Below are 2,649 nucleotides of genomic sequence, written 5' to 3' on the forward strand. Positions count from 1 at the left end.
CCTGCCGCTTCGAGATAGTCAACGACGAGCGCGCCGACCTCGGCCGCTACATCGCACTCGCGCAGGCCGCTGTTCGGATGGACGGCGCCGGAGTCGTACTTCTGGTCGTGCCCCGGGTTAATAAATACCTTCATTTCACATCTTCCTTTCTCTGATATGGTGACATCTTGTAAACGGATTTTTCCATCTGCGCTACTTCATCTTCATAGAAATGGTACTGCCGCGCGAGGGCAGCGAACTTTTGAAACGCCTCCGCGAAAAGTACAAACTGGAGGGCCGGGATGCGGTTATCCATGCGTACCGCCTCCTCCGTGATCAATGGCCGTCCGGCCAAGATAGCCAATCAGGCCGCTACCGAGAGTCGTCTGAAGCTCCGTGCTGCCCCCGAGAAAGATGGTGGCGAGAAGCGCGGAGACAAGGCCCGTGCCGACAATCATGTCTGTTGTGATCTTCATGTCATCACCCCCGCCCTGTCTTATCAACGCGATCCTCCAACGTATCCAGTCGATGCTGCGCCGACTTGATACTCTGCTCGCATATCGTGATACGCCGATCCTGGTCACGTGTATCCTGCCGCACTTGCTCAAGCAGTACTTTCAGCTCTTTCGTCACAGATGAGAGCTGGCTGATGCTAATCTGCATAGGAGCAACGATATTCTGCGTCACGTATGTCATCGTCTTAAAAACACCAGCCAGTATACTTCCACCGCCAACCAGAATGCCGATAATCATGCTGGCGGCGCTGATAGAGTCTAGTACACCCAAGCAACCACCTGCTTTCTTTTCAAATTTATATCCATTCTGTCCTCCACCTGCTATCCTCGTGATGAGGTGATTTCATGAAACTACCAAATGGATTTGGAACCGTGTATCGTCTGCAGGGAAACCGGCGGAGGCCGTATGTCGTCAAGAAGACTATCCAGCACAGACAGAAAGCTCTGGGGTATTTCGAGACTTTTGAAGATGCCATGGCGTACCTCGTCGAGTACAACCGTGACCCTGCCCTGCTGAGCCCGAGCAAGACAACCTTCGCCGAGGTATATGCGCTCTGGAAAGCTCAGCACTTCCCGCGTCTCCGAAGCGAAGCCGCACGCATCAGCTACAGAAATTCTTATCGGCATTGCTCCCGCCTCCATTCGATGATTTTCGTAGACATCCGGCTCGGGCACCTCGACCAGGTCATTGACGATGTCCGCCGCAGCGGGTGTGGATACCCGACGCAGAAGAAAGTCCGCTCTCTGCTCGAGCAGCTTTACAAGTATGCGCTGCGGTACGACCTCGTCGTCAAAGACTATGCGCGCTACCTTGATATTGACCGGCCCCAAAAGCTGCACAAGAAAAAGCCTTTTACCGTCCGGCAACGCAACCGCTTGTGGCGTGGCATTGATGATGTGCCCGAAGCACGTCATGTCCTCATGCTCATCTACGCCGGCTGTCGTGTCGGCGAATACCGTCACATCCGTAAGACCGACGTCAAGCTGCGCCGTCGCGTCATCGTGATCCGGCACAGCAAGACTGATGCCGGTGCGGGCAGGCTTATCCCCATCCCTCGCAAGCTCATGCCATGGTACGAGGAGGCTATGCAGACTCCCGGACTCTACATCTGCGGACGCGCAGATGGCAACCGTCACAGCTACGACTCTTTCCGCCGCGCTATCTTTGACCCTGTCATGCACCACTTCGGCATGTCGCATACACCGCATGAGTGCCGCCACACGCTTGCCAGTATGCTTGACTCTGCCGACGTCAACCGCACCGTCATCAAACTCATCCTCGGACACAGCCTCGAAGGTGTGACTGAGCGTGTCTACACGCATAAGAGCATCCGCGAATTGCTGAGAGCCATCGACAAGATTTGTACTTAACCTGTGCTTAACAGATACATGCAAACCCATGCTATCCCTTACCACTACCGCGCCTCTCTGCGCTTAACCTGTCATTGCAATTTCGCACGATTAACAAGAGCCGCTAATCCCTTATGCCTCAAGGGTTCAGCGGCTTTTTGTGTCAAATGCAGCGCACGATTTCCTCACGATTTTACTTACTCGCATCAGATTGCGCAGAATCACCGTCAGCCTTTGCCATGCTTGACTCTGCGGCTTTTTCGGCATCATGCGTCTGCGTCCGGATATAATCTGCACAGTCCTTATTCCTGCACCAGCCTTCCTCATCTAATTTATGCCCGCAAAATGGACATCTCTTTGCTCTTGCCATGCTCATTCAGCTCCTTTCAATGCAGCTTCATACTCGGCTTTGACCTCGGTATACTCGGATTTCAGCTCGGCAATCAGCGACTCATCACCGGCAAGTGTAGCAGTCGCCAGGGCATCTTTCAGCTCGCTGATCTGCGACTCGTAATCAGCGGCAATGGACGCCTGCACCTGCTCTGTCGTCACGACGATTGCAGGTGCATCGGTCGGCTTGCCATCCGCGCCGCGGACATAGCCAGTGCCATTCGCACCAGTGCCGCGATTACCAATATAGTACGCATAATCATCATCCGACGTCTCGATGTAGCCATCGTCGAGATATTTCTGCTTTTCCTCGTCGGTCGAAAAGTGGACGCCATCGACGACAGTAGCAGTGCGCTTACCGGCGCCATCAAATTTACATAAATACATAAAAATCATCCTTTCTTAACAGTGGGGA

Annotated in this window: 5 protein-coding genes; 1 reads left to right on the top strand and 4 read right to left on the bottom strand. The window is 53.8% G+C overall.

Features of this window, described 5'->3' with window-relative positions:
* Positions 1–130 precede the first annotated feature (130 nt).
* Genes F599_RS15695 through F599_RS0113075 form a run of 3 tightly spaced genes read right to left on the bottom strand, consistent with a single transcriptional unit; the run spans position 131 to position 765 of the window.
* Positions 131–295 carry a hypothetical protein gene (locus F599_RS15695; protein WP_019543936.1) on the bottom strand — a complete coding sequence of 55 codons (165 nt, stop codon included), beginning with the start codon at positions 293–295 and terminating at the stop codon, positions 131–133.
* The gene (locus F599_RS15810; RefSeq protein WP_019543937.1) at positions 288–455 is read right to left on the bottom strand and encodes a hypothetical protein; all 168 of its coding nucleotides are present in this window, start codon (positions 453–455) and stop codon (positions 288–290) included. The genes F599_RS15695 and F599_RS15810 overlap by 8 nt, the downstream gene beginning before the upstream one ends.
* 4 nt (positions 456–459) lie before the next feature.
* Positions 460–765: a tropomyosin gene (locus F599_RS0113075; protein WP_019543938.1), complete on the bottom strand. Its 306-nt coding sequence runs from the start codon at positions 763–765 to the stop codon at positions 460–462.
* Positions 766–839: 74 nt separating this feature from the next.
* On the opposite strand from F599_RS0113075, the gene F599_RS0113085 reads away from it, so the two are divergent.
* Complete coding sequence (locus F599_RS0113085) at positions 840–1,865, top strand: tyrosine-type recombinase/integrase (RefSeq protein WP_071592886.1); 1,026 nt, start codon at positions 840–842, stop codon at positions 1,863–1,865.
* Positions 1,866–2,216: 351 nt separating this feature from the next.
* On the opposite strand, the gene F599_RS0113090 is transcribed toward F599_RS0113085, so the two are convergent.
* A complete protein-coding gene (locus tag F599_RS0113090) occupies positions 2,217–2,621 on the bottom strand; it encodes a hypothetical protein (RefSeq protein ID WP_081626390.1) in 405 nt (134 codons plus the stop codon).
* Between the last annotated feature and the right edge of the window lie 28 nt (positions 2,622–2,649).

The sequence above is a fragment of the Selenomonas bovis DSM 23594 genome (genome assembly GCF_000381005.1).
Classification (GTDB): Bacteria; Bacillota; Negativicutes; order Selenomonadales; family Selenomonadaceae; genus Selenomonas_C; species Selenomonas_C bovis.